At 55.0% G+C, this 17,854-nt stretch carries 16 protein-coding genes; 7 read left to right on the top strand and 9 right to left on the bottom strand.

All coding sequences use genetic code 11. The annotated features are described in order from the left end of the window. Window positions 1-125 precede the first annotated feature (125 nt). The 4 genes from HMPREF1144_RS07220 to celB all read right to left on the bottom strand — a co-directional run bounded on the left by HMPREF1144_RS07220 (window position 126) and on the right by celB (window position 5,069). Window positions 126-1,097 (bottom strand): IS110 family transposase, encoded by a 972-nt coding sequence (locus tag HMPREF1144_RS07220; protein ID WP_009651684.1) that lies wholly within the window; start codon window positions 1,095-1,097, stop codon window positions 126-128. 233 nt (window positions 1,098-1,330) lie between these two features. Next, on the bottom strand, window positions 1,331-2,788 hold the full coding sequence (locus tag HMPREF1144_RS07215) for a leucyl aminopeptidase family protein (RefSeq protein ID WP_009652155.1): 1,458 nt from the start codon (window positions 2,786-2,788) through the stop codon (window positions 1,331-1,333). 3 nt (window positions 2,789-2,791) lie between these two features. Next, window positions 2,792-3,745 carry a N(4)-(beta-N-acetylglucosaminyl)-L-asparaginase gene (locus HMPREF1144_RS07210; RefSeq protein WP_009652191.1) on the bottom strand — a complete coding sequence of 318 codons (954 nt, stop codon included), beginning with the start codon at window positions 3,743-3,745 and terminating at the stop codon, window positions 2,792-2,794. 4 nt (window positions 3,746-3,749) lie between these two features. After that, the gene (gene celB, locus HMPREF1144_RS07205) at window positions 3,750-5,069 is read right to left on the bottom strand and encodes a PTS cellobiose transporter subunit IIC (protein WP_004851095.1); all 1,320 of its coding nucleotides are present in this window, start codon (window positions 5,067-5,069) and stop codon (window positions 3,750-3,752) included. Between the two features lie 153 nt (window positions 5,070-5,222). Here celB and HMPREF1144_RS07200 point away from each other — a divergent pair, with 153 nt between their 5' ends. After that, entirely contained in the window at window positions 5,223-6,044 is an 822-nt protein-coding gene (locus tag HMPREF1144_RS07200) for a hypothetical protein (protein WP_004851093.1), read from the top strand. 47 nt (window positions 6,045-6,091) lie between these two features. Here the strand turns inward: HMPREF1144_RS07200 and HMPREF1144_RS07195 are convergent, their stop codons facing one another. Beyond that, on the bottom strand, window positions 6,092-6,421 hold the full coding sequence (locus tag HMPREF1144_RS07195; RefSeq protein WP_004851091.1) for an NIPSNAP family protein: 330 nt from the start codon (window positions 6,419-6,421) through the stop codon (window positions 6,092-6,094). A 289-nt stretch (window positions 6,422-6,710) separates the two neighbouring features. Here HMPREF1144_RS07195 and HMPREF1144_RS07190 point away from each other — a divergent pair, with 289 nt between their 5' ends. The 6 genes from HMPREF1144_RS07190 (at window position 6,711) to ompC (ending at window position 13,031) form a co-directional block, all read left to right on the top strand. Further along, window positions 6,711-7,520 carry an ABC transporter ATP-binding protein gene (locus HMPREF1144_RS07190; protein ID WP_009652253.1) on the top strand — a complete coding sequence of 270 codons (810 nt, stop codon included), beginning with the start codon at window positions 6,711-6,713 and terminating at the stop codon, window positions 7,518-7,520. 24 nt (window positions 7,521-7,544) lie between these two features. Beyond that, window positions 7,545-8,501: an ABC transporter substrate-binding protein gene (locus HMPREF1144_RS07185; RefSeq protein ID WP_009652144.1), complete on the top strand. Its 957-nt coding sequence runs from the start codon at window positions 7,545-7,547 to the stop codon at window positions 8,499-8,501. Further along, complete coding sequence (locus tag HMPREF1144_RS07180) at window positions 8,498-9,502, top strand: FecCD family ABC transporter permease (protein ID WP_042927175.1); 1,005 nt, start codon at window positions 8,498-8,500, stop codon at window positions 9,500-9,502. Before HMPREF1144_RS07185 ends, HMPREF1144_RS07180 begins: the two co-directional genes overlap by 4 nt. A 430-nt stretch (window positions 9,503-9,932) precedes the next feature. Next, on the top strand, window positions 9,933-10,439 hold the full coding sequence (locus tag HMPREF1144_RS07175; protein ID WP_004851081.1) for a hypothetical protein: 507 nt from the start codon (window positions 9,933-9,935) through the stop codon (window positions 10,437-10,439). Between the two features lie 331 nt (window positions 10,440-10,770). Next, a complete protein-coding gene (locus HMPREF1144_RS07170) occupies window positions 10,771-11,247 on the top strand; it encodes a WbuC family cupin fold metalloprotein (protein ID WP_042927173.1) in 477 nt (158 codons plus the stop codon). Window positions 11,248-11,945: 698 nt separating this feature from the next. Beyond that, complete coding sequence (gene ompC, locus HMPREF1144_RS07165) at window positions 11,946-13,031, top strand: porin OmpC (protein ID WP_009652139.1); 1,086 nt, start codon at window positions 11,946-11,948, stop codon at window positions 13,029-13,031. A gap of 132 nt (window positions 13,032-13,163) precedes the next feature. On the opposite strand, the gene HMPREF1144_RS07160 is transcribed toward ompC, so the two are convergent. From HMPREF1144_RS07160 to HMPREF1144_RS07145, 4 genes are all read right to left on the bottom strand, one after another. Beyond that, window positions 13,164-14,426 carry a PTS galactitol transporter subunit IIC gene (locus tag HMPREF1144_RS07160; RefSeq protein ID WP_009652285.1) on the bottom strand — a complete coding sequence of 421 codons (1,263 nt, stop codon included), beginning with the start codon at window positions 14,424-14,426 and terminating at the stop codon, window positions 13,164-13,166. An 89-nt stretch (window positions 14,427-14,515) separates the two neighbouring features. Beyond that, the gene (locus HMPREF1144_RS07155) at window positions 14,516-15,511 is read right to left on the bottom strand and encodes a 2-hydroxyacid dehydrogenase (RefSeq protein WP_009652161.1); all 996 of its coding nucleotides are present in this window, start codon (window positions 15,509-15,511) and stop codon (window positions 14,516-14,518) included. 16 nt (window positions 15,512-15,527) lie between these two features. Continuing rightward, window positions 15,528-16,289: an SDR family NAD(P)-dependent oxidoreductase gene (locus HMPREF1144_RS07150; protein ID WP_009652231.1), complete on the bottom strand. Its 762-nt coding sequence runs from the start codon at window positions 16,287-16,289 to the stop codon at window positions 15,528-15,530. An 11-nt stretch (window positions 16,290-16,300) separates the two neighbouring features. Continuing rightward, entirely contained in the window at window positions 16,301-17,839 is a 1,539-nt protein-coding gene (locus HMPREF1144_RS07145) for an FGGY-family carbohydrate kinase (RefSeq protein WP_004851069.1), read from the bottom strand. Window positions 17,840-17,854: the final 15 nt, after the last annotated feature.

Here is a 17,854-nt window from a genome sequence, read left to right as displayed (position 1 = left end):
GTAGATACTGTGAACGCCTGCAACTCTTTTAACTACTGTCACCTTTTCCGGCTCCCGGATGACAGGCACAACAACGACAGCGCCATCCGGTGCTGTCGTTTAATCCGGCACTCTTTCTTACGCTATCAACAACCATGCTGTGACGCATCGAACGCCTTTCCTGACTTCAGTACACCGTACGCCACCTGCGCCAGCTTTCGCATCATCGCCCCTATGATGACTTTTGCCCGCTTTCCGCTCTCTTCCAGCCTTTTCCTGAACGCTTTTCCCCACGCCGTATGGTACAGCGCCGATAATGCCGGCATGTATAACGCCTTGCGCAGTTGAACCGGCCCCGCTTTGCTCATCCGGCTCGCCCGCATCACGCTGCTGCCCGACTCATGCTGCACCGGCGTCAGTCCCGCATACGCCGCGAACTGCCGCGCTGTACCGAACTTCAGCTTCAGGCCCGTATACGCCAGCAGAACCGCCGCTGTTTTCTCCCCGATGCCCGGGATACTGTTCAGCAGCTTCCGCCGTCGTTTCATATCCGGGTCGTTATCCGTCAGGTCTTTTATCTGTTTTTCGATACGCGTCAGCTCCGCGCTCAGACATCCCAGCAGGATATCAATGCTGGCCAGTTGAACCTCCGGCGCGGTTTCCCGCCGGTTTTTCTCCTGCGTCTGCATCTCTGTCAGCGCCTGATGCCTTAACACCAGGGCTTTCAGTGCCCGCTCTGTCGGATGAGGGGCCTCCCAGGCTGACGGGCGTTTTTCCCGGCAGAAGTGAGCCAGCATACGGGCGTCCACTTTGTCAGTTTTACTGCGCAACCCCTCACTCTGTGCGAAAGCTTTACTGAGGGCGGGGTTGATGATGGACACGGTATACCCGGCATCACTCAGATGCGCGGCCGCGTCTTCCATGTAGGTGCTGGTGGACTCCATGCAGACATGGGCACGGTTCACGTCATGGCCGCGAAGCCAGCGGACCAGCGCTTCGTGTCCGGAGAGGGTATTATCAAATTTTTTACAACGATGCCGGCCATCAGGGCGAAGAATGTCGACATCCAGTTTAGCTTTGGCGACATCAATACCGATGAAGTGGAGTTCATTTTCCATAGTGAAACCAACCTTGCAAATACGGGTTACCGGTGAAAGCCGGTCCATGATACTGTCCGGTTTATCACATGAGAAAGAACGGCGGTCCGGTGCAAAGGATCTACGGAACAGGCGCGAAAGCCTAAGCCCGGACACGGCATCCGGACCGCCATCAGAGAGAACTGGCCGGTTCTTTCTGATGGAGTAATCATACAAGCCCGGACAGATGCGCAGCATCGCCTCCGGGGAGGGTGTTAACTCTCTTCAATATCGTCGAGCAGATGCTGAATCAGTAGCGGAATTGGCCGGCCGGAAGCGACGCTTTTACCGCCTTCGCGCCACAGCGCCGTGCCGCTGACGTCGAGATGCGCCCAGGGGATCTCCGGCGGGCAAAAATGGTGCAAAAGCCAGGCGGCGGAGGCGCTGATGGCCGCATTATTGCCGGGCGTATTGCACAGGTCGGCGATTGCGCTTTCGGTCTGCTTCTTCAGCCTGCTATCCAGCGGCAGCGACCAGACCTCATCCCCGCTTTTTATTCCTGCCCGGGTTAACCCCGCCCGCAGCGCGTCGCTTTGCGTCATCAAGCCGCTCAAATCGTAACCCAGCGCCTTAACTACCGCGCCGGTAAGGGTCGCAATATCAATAATATAGTGCGCCTGCGGATGCCGCTGGCTCGCCCAGGCAATGGCATCGGAAAGCACCAGACGGCCTTCAGCGTCGGTATTATTGATCTCTACCGTCAGGCCATTACAGGCCCGGGCGACGCTGCCCGGCTGCATGGCGGCGGGGCCAATAGCGTTTTCCGCCAGCGCCAGTACGCCCATTACCCGCACCGGTAGCGCCAGCTCGGCGATGCTCAGCATCAGGCCAAGGACGTTGGCCGCGCCGCACATATCGTACTTCATGGTGTACATCCCGGCGCCTTCCTTGAGCCACAGTCCGCCGGTATCAAAGGTGACGCCTTTACCGACGTAGCAGCGAACCGGGCCCTCGCTGACGCCATCATAATGAATCGCCAGCAGGCGCGGCGGGCGTTCAGCGCCTTTACCCACCGCATGCAGCAGGCCGAGCCCTTGTTCGACGATCGCTTTTTCATCCAGAACTTCGCAGCGCAGCGTGGAGATATCCGCGCACAGAAGCCGGGCTTCTTCCACCACGTACTGCGGGGTACACTGCTCCGCAGGCAGATCCGCCAGCCGCCGCGCGGCGAGCATGCCGTGCGCCGTGGCCCGTTGACGATGGGCGAGGGTGTCCAGCGCCGACCGCTGTTCGGGTAAGGCATAGAGGGCGAGCTGGCGCAGGCGTGGCCTGGCGGCTTTCACCTGATGCAGGCCCAAATCATCAAGCTGCCAGTCGAGGTTAAACAGTTCGCGCAGCGCTTTGGTTAACGCGCCGCTGCTCTCTTCCAGCGAAGCGTCGAGGATAAGCGTTTCGCTCACCGGCTTTTTGCATAGCGGCCGCAGCGCCTCGGCCAGGCCATCGTTCAGCGTATCCTGCCACAGCGGTCGCGGAATGAGGGTGATGCGGGCGAAGGGGGAGCAGCCGAAGCGGGTATCCGCCACCTCGCCGCGGACGGCCTGTTCCACCATTTCCGCGAGCAGGGGAACGGCATTGAGCGGGGCCTGGGCCAGCAGCGTACTGCCGGGCCAGGTCACCAGATGCGCGCCGGTGCAGGCGCTATCCAGTTGATTAATCAGACGATAATCCAGCATGGCTTACTCCTCGATGGGGGCGCGAATGCGTGCGGCATAGGCCTGCATCCATTCGTCGTCCACCGGCCGGTAATGGGTTTTCTCCCGAACGCGCTCGGCGCAGAACACGGTCAGCGGCTGCGTCGCGCTGGCGACGACAAAGGAGAAGGTTTTGATATTGGTGGCGGCGCCGAATTCGCCGCGCCGGTTCATGCACACTACCGAAAGGTCGCCCGCGCGGCCAAAGCGCGACATCAGTTTGTCTTCCAGCTCGCAGACCACCGAGTCCGCCGCCTGCTGCGGCGTCATTCCCTGGGCCATTCGCCGGACGATTTCGTAGCTGGTGCAGCCTTTCATCAGATCTTCACCGACGCCGGTCGCCGTGGCGGCGCCGGTCTCGCTATCGCAGTAGAAACCGGAGCCAATAATCGGCGAATCGCCCAGCCGTCCGCGCTTTTTCATAAACAGGCCGCTGGTGGAGGTGGCAACGCTCATGGAACCCTGTTTATCAAGGCCAATAATGCCCACGGTATCATGACCGTCGTAAGGACTGAGGCCTTTATCCAGCGTTTCGCGACAGCGCTTCCGGTAATGCTGCATCGCGCGTTCGGTCAGCATCGCTTTAGCGGCGAATCCCTGGCTTATGGCCCACTCTCTGGCGCCCTGGCCGACCAGCAGACTGTTGTAGCGCTGACGGCTCAGGGCGTGGGCGACTTTCACCGGGTTGGCAATATCAACCAGATTACCGACCGCGCCGAAGGCCAGGGTATCGCCATGCATAAAGGCGGCATCCAGCTCGACCTCGCCGTTTTCCGTCGGCAGGCCGCCGTAGCCCACCGATTTGTACAGCGGAAAATCTTCTACCGCCGCCACCGCATTGACCACGGCGCTGGCGGTATCAGCGCCGGATGCCAGCGCCGCCGCGGCTTCGGTTACGCCTTCCAGCGCCATTCGCCAGGTGGCAATCATTCCCCACATTGGTTTACTCCTGTTTTGCAAGCGTGTTGTCCGTTTCAGCACGGGCGGTGACTTCCGCCGCGCGATACTGCTTATCGACGATGCGCATGAAGGGCAGGTACAGCATGGCGCCAATCAGCAAATTGAGGATCTGCATCACGCTGCCGCTAAGATGCCCGGTGACGATAAAACCGCTGATCACCGGCGGCAGCGTCCAGGGGATAAAGACGCCGGTGGTGACGGCCACCGCGCCGATCTTCATCGCCGCGTACTGCACCGTGACCAGCACCAGCGGCACGAGGTTAAACGGAATCAGCATGATCGGGTTCATGATCACCGGCAGGCCAAAGAGGATAGGCTCATTGATATTAAAAATGGAGGCGCCGGCGCCGAGGCGGGCAACTTCGCGCATATTTTTGCTGCGGGCGAAAATCAGCATCGCTATCACCAGCGACAGCGTTGCGCCTGCGCCGCCCATCCAGATCATATCGAAGAACTGCTCGGTGATAATGTGCGGCGGGGTGACGCCGGCCTGGATAGCGGCGATGTTGTCGGTCTGATTTTCCATCCACAGCGGACGAATGATGCCGTTGATCATCGAACCGGAGTTAATGCCGACCGACCAGAGAATGGTAATGCTGAAAACGGTCATCAGCGCGCCGAAGTAGGAGGTACCATAATGGCGTACCGGCGAGGCGACGACTTCATAAATAAACTGGTGGATGGTGGCGTAGTGCGTGTGCGCAAACCCGATGCGAATCGCCAGGATCAGAATCATCACCAGCAGCGCCGGGATCAGCGCGGCGAAAGACTCCTGCACGGCGGGCGGAACGCCGTCCGGCATCTTAATCACCAGCTTTTTGCGTTTTAGCCAGCAGAAGAGTTCGGTCCACAGCAGCGAACCGATCATGGCGACGAATAAACCTTTGGTGCCGATCCACTCTACGGGGATCACCGTGATGCCGCCGTTTTCAGCGACCTTAATGAACGGCGTGAGGATCAGAAACCCCACCAGTGAGAGGATGCCGCAGGAGATGCGGTCATCGCCGTAGTGCTCCGCCAGACGGTAGGCCACCAGGAAGCTGATAAACAGCGACATTGTGGAAAATACCGCGTTGAACGGGATTTCGATAATTGCGCTCCAGCTCGCGCCGAAGGTGCTGGCCATAAACTGCTGGTAGCTCTGATTGGGGAACGACGAGATCACCAGCAGAATTGAACCGACAATAATAAAAGGCATGAATGAAACGTAGGCGCCGCGAATAGCACCGAGGTGACGCTGCTGGGCGGTTTTCGCCGCCAGAGGCATCAGTTTGGCTTCAAGAAATCCCAGAACATTGTTCATTGTGAACTCCGTACAAGATCGACAGGGCTGTGTGTGTTATCTATGGCGGATTATGAGAGAAAGCGGTGGGCTGAAAGGTGAAGCGGTTCACATTGTATTCTCTGCAATAATATATATCTCATATGATTAGTTATATTTTCTGTAGAGGATTGTATGGAAATTAAGCTGCACGCTAATGCCACCACCACCCCCAGAACGCGTAAATATCTTCAGGAATCGACGAAAAGCGACCGGGAACTGGCGCAGGAACTGGGGATTTCCATTACTACGGTTCGCCGCTGGCGCAACCGCAGCCAGATTTCCGATAACCACACCACGCCGCATTTGATACACAAAGTACTGAGACAAGAGCAGGAGATTCTCATTAACGCCCTCCGGGATGCGCTGCGCGCCCCGCTGGACGAACTGCTGTTTATGGTGAATGCGGGGCTGGGCATCGCAATCTCCCGCGCCACGCTAAACCGCTATCTACGTCCGGCCCATGAAGGACGGAAAAATGCCGCGCTGCAGGGGAAAAAAGCGTTAAAGGCGGGAATGCGCGCGGATACCCTGACGCTGCACTATCGCCAGCTGGCGCTGTCGATGGACGACGGCGGTGAACATCATCTGCTCTGGGCGCAGGAGCCGATCAGCGGCTGGTGCTTTGGCCGCATCTATTGCGGGATCTCTCCCGCGCTGGTCGATAGCTGGCTGACCGAGGCGCTGAATGCCTGTCCGGTTCGTATACAATGCCTTGAGACTTATGCTCATAAAGGCTTTCAGCCCGCGCGCGCGGATCTCTCTTGCCGGACGGTGGCGATGGCGGAGCGCGGGGCGGTACAGCTCAGCGAACGATTAGCTGACGTTATTCCGGCGCTGGATGAGCCGGACGCGACGCTGCAGCGGCTGTGCGCGCTGTGGAACCGGGGGCGGGCACAAAAAAAGCTGGGCGACACGACGCCCCAGGGCTTTCTTGAGTCGTTGAATCAGAACTAACGGTGGCGTCGGAGGCAGGCACAGACCACGCCAGCGGCCCTGGAGGGTCAGCCGTTTCGCAGGCCATCAATCGCGCTGTCGCTCAGCAGCATAACCGTTTTTACGCTGACGCTGATCCTGTCGATAATGGCCTGTCGCGGGCCTTCGCGCCAGGCGGGGCTGCTGTAGAAGTGCGCCTGGGATGCGTTTAAATGCGTCAGGTCCTCATAGGCCCGGATCAGGTAATAAGCGTCGTTGTCATCAACTGAATTGCCGAAGGAGACGATATCCATTCCGGCGGCGCGATGGCAGGGGGCGCTTTGTTCCTTCATTATCCGGTGAAACTCGTTCCCGGTCCCCGGTTTAAGGGTGTAAAGCAAAAACTCTACCGTTTTCATCCTGACGTTTCCTGTTCACATTCACTGAGTTTGCTGCAAGGGAGCACTGTCCTGCTATTAGAACAACTCCCCGCGGTTTTGTCGCTTCTCTTTGGCATGACGGCAGCGCGGGTTGCATTTCTCACTTCTTTTTTGATATGTTATATCATAACATTTATGGCATTATAAAATATGTGACTATTTACCTTTCTTTTTAAATGATAATGATTATCATCATTACCAGCCGATCAAAAATCAAAAGAGCGCGTGTTTCGCTCATCCACGCTGAAGAGAGAGGGAGCGGCGGCTAATGGAGGAGAGTTTGACAAAGAGTGGAAAAGCCGATGTTCCCGTACTTAGCGTCAGTATCGCATCATTACCGCGGCCCGGCGGCGGGGAAATTCTCGCCGGCATTCATTTCAGCGCCGGTAAAGGAGAGTGTCTGGCCATCATTGGACCCAACGGCAGCGGGAAAACCTCTTTATTACGCGCGATAGATTGCCAACTGCCGTCCCGGGAGGGCGACGTTCGGTTATATGGCCGCTCCATTGCCGCATTAACCCGGCAGCAGCGAGCCCGGCAGATCGCGGTGCTTGCGCAGAATGATACCCCCGACCTGCGTCTGGCGCTTGAGGATTATGTCGCCCTCGGGCGGATTCCCCACGCCCGGGATATGTCGCGTCGCGAACACGACATCATTGTAACCCGCGCGATTAACGATACGGGATTGCAGAGGCTGCGTAAGCGACCGCTCTCCGCATTATCCGGTGGTGAGAGACAGCGGGCGGCGCTGGCGCGGGTACTGGCCCAGGCACCAAAACTGCTGCTGCTGGATGAGCCCACCAACCATCTTGATCCCCACGGCAGAGTGGAGCTGCTGTCATTAGTGAAAAGCCAGGGAATCACGGTCGTTGCGGTATTGCACGATCTTTCCCTGATTGACGCCTTTGCCGATCGGGTTTTGCTTTTATCGCAAGGGCGCGCCGTGGCCTGGGATGTGCCGGAGCGCGTGCTTGTTTCACAACGGCTTTACCCGGTCTTCGGCTTGACCAGCTTTACCGTACCGCATCCCATGACCGGGAAGGCGCTGCGGATTTTTGAGGTGCCAGGCTATGCCTGATAAATTTCCGGAGGAGAACGCAGCATGAATAAATGGTTTGCAGGGACGATGGCGTTTCTTTTTATTTCAGCGGCGAACGCGGCGGATTTTCCCGTCACGATTGACAGCTGCGGAACGCCGGTGACCTTCACTCAGGCGCCGAAAAGAGCGGTCATCCACGACCTTAATATGTCTGAAATGGCTTTTGCTCTCGGGTTGCAGGACCGTATCGTTGGCTTAACCGGCATTACCGGATGGTACAAAATGACCCCGGAATTTAAACATCATATGGGATCAATTCCCGAGCTGGCGCCGAAATATCCCTCTCTGGAGACGCTGCTGGCGGCAAATCCTGATTTCTTTTTCGCCGGCTGGAATTACGGCATGAAGGTTGGCGGGGAGGTCACGCCTTCCGCGCTCGAAACATACGGCATCAAAACCTTTGTGCTGAGCGAGAGCTGCGTCTTTACCGCCTCTCAGAAACAAAAAGCGAGTATGGACCTGCTGTATAACGATGAGCTGACGCTGGGTAAGATTTTTGGCAAGCAGCCCGAGGCCCGTACGCTGGTCGACGGCTGGAAAAAAACGCTGAATGCGCTGCCTAAGCCGCCGCAGGGCGTGCAGCCATTAAAGGTGTTTGTCTATGATTCCGGCGAAGATAAGCCCTTTACCAGCGGACGGTACGCCATGCCGACCGCGATTATCGAAGCGGCGGGAGGGAAAAACGTGATGGACGACCTGGAGATGAGCTGGGGGACCACCTCCTGGGAGAGCGTGGCGACGGCGGAACCCGATTTTATTATTCTTCTCGATTATCAGACCGGCAGCGGCGCTGATTCGCTGCGCCGTTTCCTCGAAAATCATCCGTTAATGAAACAGACGCCGGCGGTGAAGCAGCAGCGTTATCTGAAGCTGCAATATGCTGAGTTGACGCCCGGCCCGGCGAATATCAACGCGGCCGAAAAGCTGGCTCATGCGATGTATCCTGCGGCCCACCAATGAGCGGGACTCACTGTCGCTACTACTGGGCCGCGTGGGGGGCGCTGCCTTTAGCCGGCTTGATGCTGCTCAGCGTGGCTAAAGGCAGCGTGCCGCTGTCGCTTACCCAGGTTCTCGGCGCCTTGCGGCTGCTGGATGTGCCGGTTTCGGAGATGATCGGACGTATTGTCATTGATTTGCGCGTGCCAAGAACGCTGCTGGCGGTGCTGGCGGGCGCGGTGCTGGCCATCGTGGGCGGTCTACTGCAGACCACCACGCGCAACGATCTGGCCGATCCTTTTTTATTCGGGCTTTCCTCCGGCGCATCGGCGGGAGCGGTACTGGTAATCACCCGATTCGGTGAGCGGCTTGGCGCGCTGACGCTGCCGGTGTCGGCATTCGTTGGCGGCATCTGCTCGGCGGTGGCGGTGATGCTGCTGTTTCATTTTAAAAAGCAGCGTGGCGCAGAGCACCTGGTGATCTGCGGGTTGGCGATCTCCTTTTTATTCGGCGCGCTGACCAGCTATCTGATTTTCTCTGGCGACCAGCGGGCCGCCAGCTCGGTGCTGTTCTGGTCGCTGGGTGGGCTCGGTCTGGCGCGCTGGGATAATTTGCCCTACGCCCTGTTCAGTCTGCTGCTTCTCGGCGCATTCATACTCCTGCGCTGGCGCTCCCTGGATGGTTTACTGGCCGGTGAGCAGACCGCGCAGTCGCTGGGCATTAACGTTACCCGCCTGCGCATGGAGGTGTTTTTCTGCTGCGCGTTAGCAACGTCGCTGCTGGTGGCCCTGACCGGGGTGATTGGCTTTATCGGCCTGATGGTGCCGCATATGTGCCGCTATTTTTCTGGCGTAAAACATCTGCTGCTGCTTCCTTTATGCGGCCTGTGGGGCGCGGTGCTACTGTGCGGCGGTGATATCGTCAGCAGGACGCTGCTGGCTCCGCAGGAGCTGCCTATCGGGATCATTACGGCCGGCATCGGCGGACTCTTCATTATTATTCTGCTGGCCAGAAACCGTTCATAAACTGAGTCGCGCCGGGTCGCTGCCTGGCGCAGACTTAAACGAAGGGCAAACAAATGCCCGGAAGTCAGCGAGCGCATGCGCTTCGGTTTACGCGCAATACCACCGCTAATGGTTTTATCTGTTGATAAATTGAATTTTTCAATGTTATTCGTTAAATGTCATATTTATCGCAGAGTTATATGCTGCTACTTTCTCTTTAACCGATGCCTGGTAAGAAAAATCCTAAAGTAAGCGTGGGGATGAGTGCTGTCTCCGGGCCAGTGAAAATCCCATGGTTTACATTTCGCAGGGATTTTTCTGAAATTCACTCGTCTGGACAATAAATATTAAACAAACTTATAATTCACCCACTTCACTCATGGGTATATCCCCATGGCGCCTATTATACGCATTTCTATAAAGGATGATTGCACTTTCATGAGGGAAAGGAATGTTAACTATTTTCAGCCATAATCATTTTTTTAAAAAAGCCATGCGTCTGAAAATAAACGACATAAAAGCGGTCAGAAAGGCGAATCTGGTCGATTTGTGCTTAACAAAGTACGCATCCAGCAGCTGCGCGCAGTTTCATTTTTTGATAAACAGCTTTGAAATGAAAAAGAATTTTGTTTGTTTTCGGGTTGAAGGTAATATTATTTGTTTGATAAACAAAAGGCGCACCGCACATATCGCCAGTATTATCGCCAGAGTGACTGATGGCATCCCTGTCGGAGAGGACATCACGTTAACAGAGAGAGAATTTCAGTATATTTTTATTATGAAATTTACCGTACTGGCAAAAGATTACCCAGAGCTGCTCGGCATTTCGCCCAAGGCCTACAGCAGCTATAAAAGAAGATTAATTGAGAAGTTCGGCTTTAACTCATTTCATGCGCTACTGGCGCTGTCTAATTATTTACACGCTTTTTCGCTGCTCGATAAATTTACGCCGGATTAATTGCTTCACCTGCATGCGTGGCTATACCTTTATCTTCGCGCTTTCATCTTATTTTTCCACCTGCCACGACTGTTAAGGAGCGCACTCACAAAGTGACTCTTTTTCATGTCATCAATGCCATGCCTTACCTCAAGAGGCGAGCGGGGGACAACGGAACCCCACCACGATTCTGTTCTCGTCATTTCTGGCGCTTTGGGACCGCGGCATCAGCGTCTATAATCCGCACAGCGATGTGTTCCGCGAGCGGCGAAGCTAATCGTCTGTTGAAAATAGCATTAAGCCTTACGACAACCTGATTGTCGTAAGCTGCCCAACTACAATAAAGGCTTATATGAAACAAATGACGTTGAGTGACCTTCGGCAACAAAGCGAACAGGCTGCAGCTTCGCCTCGCCTACGTGCCCATCGTAATTTCCACCCTGACTTAAGCGATCCGGTGCAACGCCTGGCCGTCGCTATGGAGCCGGGTACCTATGTTCGGCCTCACCGCCACCCGCACACTTTTGAACTACTGACATCCCTTAGCGGACGCTTTGTGGTGTTGACCTTTGATGATGCTGGCAACGTGACCGAGCGCGTGGTGTTAGGCGAAGAGTGTAAGGTGCTGGAGATGGCGGCGGGTACCTGGCATGCCGTGCTGTCGATGGATAAAGGCGGCGTAATTTTTGAGGTTAAATACGGTGGTTACCAGCCGGTTTCTGAGCAAAATGCGGCCCCGTGGGCGCCAGCTGAAAACGCGCCGGGAACCGCCGAGCTAATGAAGTGGTACGCCCGTGCGCAAGTGGGTGATGGCGGTTTTACCCTGTAATCCAGGCATTGCGCGGGGAGCAGCCCGCGCCAGCTTCTTTTTACCCCCGATACAGATAAGCCATTCCCGGCGCGTCAGCGGCTTATCAAACTGGTGACAAGCTCCTGGCTCTATTTATTCATAGTATTTATTCATAGTTAAACTTATCCCCTGAAATAGGTGTGACGATATCCCTTTCACGGAAGTGTTAAACACATCTTAAACCACTATGCTATAATTTTTACGGTTTTTGTAAAGAATCTTCAATAAAGAAATGTGGTCATTTCGGTACTATAATTTATCTTCCGGGAAGGATCGGAATATACTCATTAATAGCCGAGCAGGGGAATCAATACCTTTATGGATAAGCATTAATGATTGGTTTTTTTAATTATAACTCATTGAATTTTATTGTTTTTAACAAACTGCAATCTTTAATTTATCTAATCATTAGAATTTCCTTATGATAATTCATCTGTTTTAGTCAAACCTTCTGCATCTCTGGGTTGCGTAAGGCGCGATTCAGAATATTTGCCAACGTAAGCAGTGAATGATTGATGTACATCAATTAACAACCGCTGTTGTCGTCACAGTTATGGTATTTGGTCTAAAAAACTGGAACTTTTAATTTCAGGTCTCTTTGCGAATTATCGCATAATAGTCTTGCTCAGAAGGTATCTGAGATTTGATATTTTATTAATAGTTAGGGACGAAATAATATGAAATTAAAATTACTAACAGTGGCCGTCTCTACACTTCTTGCTGCAGGAACCGTGCAGGCAGCTGAGGTGTATAACAAGGACGGAAACAAACTCGACCTCTACGGGAAAGTGACCGGCCTGCATTATTTCTCCAGCGATAAGTCCGAGGATGGCGATCAGACCTATGCCCGTCTGGGCTTCAAGGGTGAAACCCAGATCAACGACCAGCTGATCGGCTACGGCCAGTGGGAATATAACTTCAGCGCCAATAACGTTGAAGGCGACAACTCCGGCGACAAAACGCGTCTCGCGTTTGCCGGCCTCAAGTTTGGCGAATTTGGCTCTCTGGACTACGGCCGTAACTACGGCGTCGCCTATGATATTGGCGCCTGGACCGATATGCTACCGGAGTTTGGCGGCGATACCTGGACCCAGACCGATGTCTTCGCCACCGCGCGTACCACCGGCGTTGCCACCTACCGTAACAGCGGTTTCTTCGGCCTGGTTGACGGCCTGAACGTCGCCGTACAGTACCAGGGCAAAGAAGAGGGCAACGGTCGCGATCTGGCGAAACAGCATGGCGACGGCTGGGGTCTGGCCTCGACCTATGAGTACGAAGGATTTGGCGTAGGCGCGGCCTATGCGGCATCCGATCGCACCGATGCGCAGGTCAGGCAAGGTCGCGTGAATCCTGACTTCTACGCCCGTGGCGAAAAAGCGGAAGTGTGGGCGGCCGGTCTGAAGTACGATGCTAATAACGTCTACCTGGCGACAACCTATGCGGAAACCCGCAACATGACGAAGTTTGGTAAAGGCTATATCGCCAATACCGCGCAGAACTTTGAAGTTGTGGCCCAGTATCAGTTCGATTTTGGCCTGCGTCCGTCCATCGCCTACCTGAAATCAAAAGGCAAAGATCTGGGACGCTACGGCGACCAGGATCTGGTTGAATACGTTGATGTCGGCGCGACTTACTACTTCAATAAAAACATGTCTACCTATGTGGACTATAAAATCAACCTGCTGGATGACACCAGGTTCACCAAAGATGCCAGCATCAGCACCGATAACATCGTTGCCGTGGGCATAACCTACCAGTTCTAAAACAACGCTTTTTATTGAACCATGCCTGCCAGCTTACCCTCCTGGCAGGCATTTTTTTGTGCTTGAACGCAGGGCAAGACGAAAAAGCCCGGCGCCGTTTCCCGCGCCGGGCTGAGTGAGAAAAGAGGGCGTTTACGGCGCGGTACTGAAAAACTCGCCGAATTTCACCGCCAGCCAGCCCACCGGGGTGGTGGCTCCGCCCACGATATTGGTGATTTCCGCCATCCCTTCCGGCACCGGAATGTTAGAGTTGACCGCCGCCTGGGTGTATTCCTGCGAAATATCCGTCCCGACGTATAAAATACAGGTGACCACCAGCGTGCCGGTGATAAACATGCGGAACATATTACGTTTGCAGAACGGCGTCACCATCGCCAGCAGGAACATCAGGGAGGCCAGATCGACAAACGGCAGCACGCGGTTGCCCGGCAGAATAATCGCCAGCACCACCGCCATGGGGATCAGCAGCAGCCCGGTCGCCAGCACCGAGGGTTCGCCAATAAGCAGCGCGGTATCCATGCCGATATAGAAGTCGCGGTTGGGAAATTTCGCTTTCAGCTTCGCTTCCGCAGCATCGCGCACGATAAGCAGACCCTGCACTAAAATTTCGATCATTTTCGGCAGCAGCAGCATGGCGGCGGAAACTTTAATCGCCAGCGACACCGCAGCTGCAACATCGTATCCGGCAAGGAAGGCCAGCAGCAGCCCCAGCACGAAGCCCAGGGTCAGCGGTTCACCGAAGACGCCGAATTTTTTATTAATACTTTCCGGGTCGAAATTAATTTTATTGATCAGCGGGATCTTATCAATAATATAGTTACAGGCAATACCAAACGGCACATAGGTTATACAGGTAAGATGGGGGAATGATATCCCTTTAAGATTATAGTTTTTTTGCAAATACGGTGCGGTTAAATCCGCCGCCAGCAGGGTTAAGATAAATATGCCGAAGGTAATGCCAACGGAGAGCCAGTAGTTACCGGTGCCGGCATACACGACCGACCCCATAATCAGGAAAATCCAGTAGTTGAATATATCGATATTTACCGTTTTGGTTAATTTAAGCAGCAGCATGGCGATGTTGATAACAATAAATCCCACGACCACCGGCAGCATCAGCGGCGAGCCCCAGCCGATAGTGGAGGCGGTCGGCCAGCCGGTATCGACCACCGTCAGGTGCAGACCGATGCGTTCAACCATGGCCTGCGACGCCGGGCCGAGGTTGGTCAAGAGCAGGCCGATCACCAGCCCCACCCCTTCAAAACCGATACCGACCAGCATTCCGGCTTTAAATGCGGTGCCAATTTTAACGCCGAAGCACAGGGCGATAATAAAGAATATTACTGGCATCATCACTGATGCCCCCAGACTAATAATGCTGTTGATAATATCCATAATATTTCCTTAAAAGGCGGCCGAATTGGGCGCGAGCGAACCCGTGCCCAATGGGCCGTAGCAAAAACCTTAAGCGGCTCTTTTAATATTTAATCGAGTTGCTTCAGCAATATCTCAGAAAAAATCTTCGGCGAATTGCTGAAGGCATCAATAGTACTGCCGGCAATATGCGGCGTCATCGTGACGTTATTCAGCGAATAAAACGCGCTATCGTCCGGCAGCGGCTCATCATCAAAAGTGTCGAGGGCGGCGCCCATGATTTTACCGTCCCGCAGCGCGGCGATCAGATCGCCTTCATTAATTAAGCCGGAGCGTGCGGTATTGACGATAATGGCGCTCTCTTTCATTAATTCAAAATGATGCGCGTTAATCAGGTTTTCCGTTTCCGGGGTCATGCGGGCATGCAGCGAAATCACATCCGCACGGCGAACCAGCTCATCGAGAGAATCCACCTTTTCATAGCTGTCATGGCCGGGGACGTACTTATCGTAAAAGATAATCTCGCTGCCGAAACCGCGCAGGAAGCCGGCCACCAGCTGAGCGATATGCCCCAGCCCGACCAGACCCACCACTTTGCCGCCCAGTTCAGGAATGGCCCGGTGGTTAGGACTCTCTTTGCGCCAGAACTTATCGCGCAGCGCATCGTGCGAGCGGGCGATGTTGCGCATTTCCGCCAGAATCATGCCGACGGTAAACTCCGCCACGCTGCGGGCATTACGCCCCGGCGTGTTCATTACCTCAACTCCGCGCGCTTTGGCCTCCGCCTGATTAACGTTTTCAATGCCGCCGCGCAGCACGCCAACGTATTTAAGCTTTGGCAGCTTGTCGAATACCGCCGCGTTAACCGGGGCGAACTGGACGATCAGGATCTCAACCTCCTCAGCGCCCTGAAGCAGGGCGGCAGGCAGCGCCACCGCTTCGGAGCCTTGCTGTTCAACCCGTAAATTATCCTCCTGAAGTTTTTCAATCGAATCGTGCGACCATTCGCGCACTTCCACTGTAATACCTTTATCTTTCAGCGCTTTCAGACCCGCGTCCATCATCGCTGCATTGATAAACAGATCGGCAATTGCCAGACATTTCATAATGATTCTCCATAAATTAACGCATCAACATACCGCCGGTGACATCCAGAGTCGCTCCCGTCATATAGCTGGTTTTCGGAGAGACCATGAAGACGCCGATGTCGGCAATTTCGTGCGGCTGGGCTACCCGGCCCACCGGAATACGGCTGACGTAATAGTCAGGATTCTGCTCAATGTTTTTACGGATCATCGCGGTATCCATAATGCCGACGGCGATGTTGTTGACATTGATTTTCTGTTTCGCCACCTCGCGCGCCAGCGAGATAGAAAATGCCACCAGGCCCGCTTTACTGGCCGCGTAATGCGCATGACCGGTGGTCGAACCGTGGAAGGCCGCCTGAGAAGTGATATTCAGAATGCTGCCGGCCTGATCTTTCGCCAGGCAGTGGTTGACAAACAGCTGGCTCAGGTGGAAAACCGCCTTCAGGTTGACGTTCATCACGCTGTCCCACTCCTGCTGGGTGATTTCAGTGACGTAGCCGCTTAGCCAGATCCCGGCGTTGTTGACCAGAATATCGGCGTTCCCCAGCCGCTCAATGCAGGTCGCGAACAGATTCTCCCGGCTTTGCTCATCGGAAAGATCGGTTTTCACCGCAATAATCTCGACGCTGGCGCTATTTTTTACCGTATCGATCAGCTGCTCCGGGCGCTCCTCATCACGCATATAGGTGAAGCAGATGTTGACTCCTTCTCTGGCGAGGGAAAGGACAAACTCTTTGCCCAGTCCCGTTGCGCCGCCGGTGACGATAGCCGTGCGGTGGTGTAAATTCAGATCCATACTTTCCTCGCTTAATGCGTGATGTAGTTACTGCAGCTTTTCCACGGAGACTGCATTTCCGATAGCAGATTTTTGTAGAGCTGATACTTATCCTGATAGACCTTGTTATTGTCCGGGTTCGGCGTGACCGTTCGCGAAACGTGAACCATCTCATTTGAGGCGGCAAAGACGTCATCAAACCAGCCAACCATGACCGCGGCGGTCATCGCGGTGCCCAGGGTGCCGTGCTCTTTCACGTCGACAATCTCCAGAGTGGACTGGAAAATATCGGCGAATATCTGCAGCCAGACCACAGAGTTAGTGACGCCGCCCGCAATCCGAATGGTGCGGCTTAGATCAGGGTTGATGCTACGCAGACGTTCGGTGTGATAAAGGTGGCTGAAGGCGACCCCCTCGTAGATAGCGCGCAGAAAATGCGCTTTTTTATGGAAGCTGTTCAGGCCGATAAACCCCGCGGAGGCGTCCGGGATGGTGTTGGAGCCGAAGACAAACGGGAAGAACAGCAGGTGGCTCTCGGCGGGCGTTGTCGTGGAGACCAGATCATTGCACAGATCGTAGACTGACGATCCCTGCGCCGCGGCGGCGGTGCGATCGCCTTCCATAAAGTTATTGATAAACCACTCCAGATTACTGGCGGATGTGGGGCTGGCCTCGGTAATTAACCATTTGCCCTCAATCGGATAAATCGAGGTCATAAAGAGATCCCGGTCGATAACCGGATGGTCGGTCACGTATTCGTTGATGCTCCAGGTGCCGGTAATAATCGCCAGCTTATCCAGCGTATTGATGCCGGAAGCGACGGATGACGCCGAGATATCAAACACGCCGCCCGAGACCGGCGTTCCGGCACACAAACCGGTTAGCTGCGCGACGTCGTCGGTAATGTAGCCGCAGCAATCGGTGGATCGTTTAATGGGCGGAAGCTTGTCGCGCAGATCGCCGAGCCCCCACCAGGCCAGCAGCGAGGCGTCATAGTCGCGGTCGCGGACGTTGATCAGGTTAGTCCCTGAGATATCGGTAAGTTCGAGAAAGGCTTCTCCGGTCAGATAAAAACGAATCAGATCTTTGACCATGAATATGTAGCGCGCGTTGTTCAGCGCTTCAGGCTCGTTGTCTTTCAGCCAGGCGAGGAGGGCGACGGGCTGCCCGGCCCAGATAGACTGCATAGTTTTGGGCAAAATGTCGCTGACAAACGTCGGGTCGCGGTACCACTTTTCAACCCAGGCCTTAGCCCGGCTATCGGTGGAAATGATCCCGTTGCGCACCGGGGCGCCCGTTTCATCCACCATATACAGCCCGTTTCCGTGGCCGGTGACCGCCACTCCTTTGATCTGGCTGGCGTCGATCCCCGACTGCGCGAGGGCCGTTTTGATGACTTCAACGTTGGCCGCCCAGAGTTCGTTGATATCTCGCTCGGTGTGAAATTCCTTCGGGGTCAGCATTTGCGTTGACTTCGACGCGCTGGCCACCACGTTGCCGGCGCGATCGTAAATCGCCGCTTTTGTGACGGTGCCGCCGTTATCAATGCCCATGACGTAGTGTTGTTTCATTGACGTGGATTCCTT

The sequence above is a fragment of the Klebsiella sp. OBRC7 genome, from assembly GCF_000293135.1.
Classification (GTDB): domain Bacteria; phylum Pseudomonadota; class Gammaproteobacteria; order Enterobacterales; family Enterobacteriaceae; genus Klebsiella; species Klebsiella michiganensis.
This window is presented reverse-complemented; position numbering and strand designations above follow the sequence as displayed.